The sequence below is a fragment of the Anaerotignum lactatifermentans genome (genome assembly GCF_014982935.1).
In the GTDB taxonomy this organism is placed as follows: domain Bacteria; phylum Bacillota; class Clostridia; order Lachnospirales; family Anaerotignaceae; genus Anaerotignum; species Anaerotignum lactatifermentans.
The window spans coordinates 1-1,696 of record NZ_JADCKK010000121.1; the positions used below are offsets into that span (position 1 = coordinate 1).

A 1,696-nucleotide genomic window follows, 5' to 3' on the forward strand; every position below is an offset into this window, starting at 1 on the left:
CACCAGTTGCTTGAATTCTGGTGTATATCGTTTATTTGGTACTCCTTTTGGCATAAAAATCACCCCACTTGTTATTCAGTATATCATACTGTCTAACAAATGGGGTGCAGTTCATGATAAGGATTTCGGCTTTTTTATTTTCTTATGAAGATACTCCTAATTTCACGCTGTTTCTATTTCTTCCCGAAAGGTGCCCAAAGAAATGCCGCTGTCACCAAAAGATATCCCAGATAAATGGCATATGTGACGCTGTTGCTCCACGGAAAACTGCCAGTGGGGTGCCCCAAAGCGTACACCACAAAACACACTGCCAGCACCAAGAGCAAAAGCCCCAGTTTCCGGCTTGTTTTTTTCGTCATCAAAATCCCTCCTATGCTTCAACTTGCAGTTTCCGCCAGGAAAACCACTGAGGAATGCCATCGACCTTATCATAATTTCCGTTCAGATTTTTATAAATGGCAACACAGTCCCAATTCCGTCCCGGATGTTTTTCGTAAACAGAAATCTCTTTTGACAAATAGCCCTCATCAAAGGTATATGCCGTTTTTCTGTGGTCTGCATCCCGAAAACGCACATAGACCCCATCAGAAACGGAAAATTCCTCCAAATGCATTCCTTCTGTCAAATATTCCGCCAAAAGAGCTGCCCCTTCTTCTCTGGTGAATATGGTTTCTTTCTCTGCTGTCAAAGCCGCCTGCACCTCCGGCAATGCCATCACATCTGCATGGAGGGTATGGTCTTTCTCAGAAAAAGCGATTTCTGGAAATTCTTCTTTGATTTCTGCTGCCGTCATATCAGATGGCTGAAACTGCACCACGCTGTAACGACTGCTCATACGAAAGTCATAGGCAAGGCTCCCCACCAAAACAAATGACAGTATCACCATCAAGCAAATGCCAATCTTCTTCATACCATATTCCCCTTTCTATCGGAACAGACCGCCGACCCAAGAGAACCACGCATGTTTCCCAGTCCGCTTCACATAGGAATCCCCCCATACTTCATAAGCGGCTGTATTGCGCCATCCATCCCAACGCTGTTCATACACCCAGATAATCTTTCTCATAGGCTGGGTTCCATCGCCGTCAAAGGTATAGGAAATCCGTTTTTCCTCTCCCTGTTTGATGTTCAGATATACCTCATGATCCACTACGCCAAATCCCGTAAGCAAATCGCCTTCTGCCAGAAAATCCGAAAGGAGGGCTTCCTCTTTTTCATTGGGGATACTTCCCCCGTCAGGCTGTGCCAAAAGTTCCTGCACCTCCGGCAACCCCATCACATAATCCTCCAACTTTTCATCCTGCTCCGTGACGGCGATTTCCGGCATTTCCGCCAGAATTTCTTCTTTTGTCATGTCCTCTTTGACAAATACCGTCAGGCTCTCTGTTTTCTCCATATAAAACCAGCCTGCCGCCAGTGCCGCAATGACAAGAATTTCAATCCATGTCTGCTTTTTCATGAGATTCCCCCCAATCCATGCCTTTCATCTATGCCCTTTTCCCCCGATCTCTTATTTTCAGCATAGCACGGCGGATGTATCTTTGACAAGTACATTTGTCCTTTTTACAGGCATAAAAACCTGCTAACAAAAGTCAAGACCTTTTCGCAAGCTTTTTAATGATTTTCAACTAAATAAAAATTCCACGACAATTAGACCGGCTCAAAATCCGGTCTGTTGTTTTCTTGGGTTTATTTT

Annotated in this window: 3 protein-coding genes; all 3 read right to left on the reverse strand. The window is 44.6% G+C overall.

Features of this window, described 5'->3' with window-relative positions; genetic code table 11:
• Positions 1–173 precede the first annotated feature (173 nt).
• Genes INF29_RS14120 through INF29_RS14130 form a run of 3 tightly spaced genes read right to left on the reverse strand, consistent with a single transcriptional unit; the run spans position 174 to position 1,459 of the window.
• Complete coding sequence (locus INF29_RS14120) at positions 174–359, reverse strand: hypothetical protein (protein WP_193487356.1); 186 nt, start codon at positions 357–359, stop codon at positions 174–176.
• Between the two features lie 11 nt (positions 360–370).
• Complete coding sequence (locus tag INF29_RS14125) at positions 371–910, reverse strand: hypothetical protein (RefSeq protein ID WP_193487358.1); 540 nt, start codon at positions 908–910, stop codon at positions 371–373.
• A gap of 15 nt (positions 911–925) precedes the next feature.
• The gene (locus INF29_RS14130; RefSeq protein WP_193487360.1) at positions 926–1,459 is read right to left on the reverse strand and encodes a hypothetical protein; all 534 of its coding nucleotides are present in this window, start codon (positions 1,457–1,459) and stop codon (positions 926–928) included.
• Between the last annotated feature and the right edge of the window lie 237 nt (positions 1,460–1,696).

What these genes read in the sequence shown, in the direction of transcription:
- INF29_RS14120 (WP_193487356.1), bottom strand. Translation starts at nt 359, where the DNA reads ATGACGAAAAAAACAAGCCGGAAACTGGGGCTTTTGCTCTTGGTGCTG.
- INF29_RS14125 (WP_193487358.1), bottom strand. Translation starts at nt 910, where the DNA reads ATGAAGAAGATTGGCATTTGCTTGATGGTGATACTGTCATTTGTTTTG.
- INF29_RS14130 (WP_193487360.1), bottom strand. Translation starts at nt 1,459, where the DNA reads ATGAAAAAGCAGACATGGATTGAAATTCTTGTCATTGCGGCACTGGCG.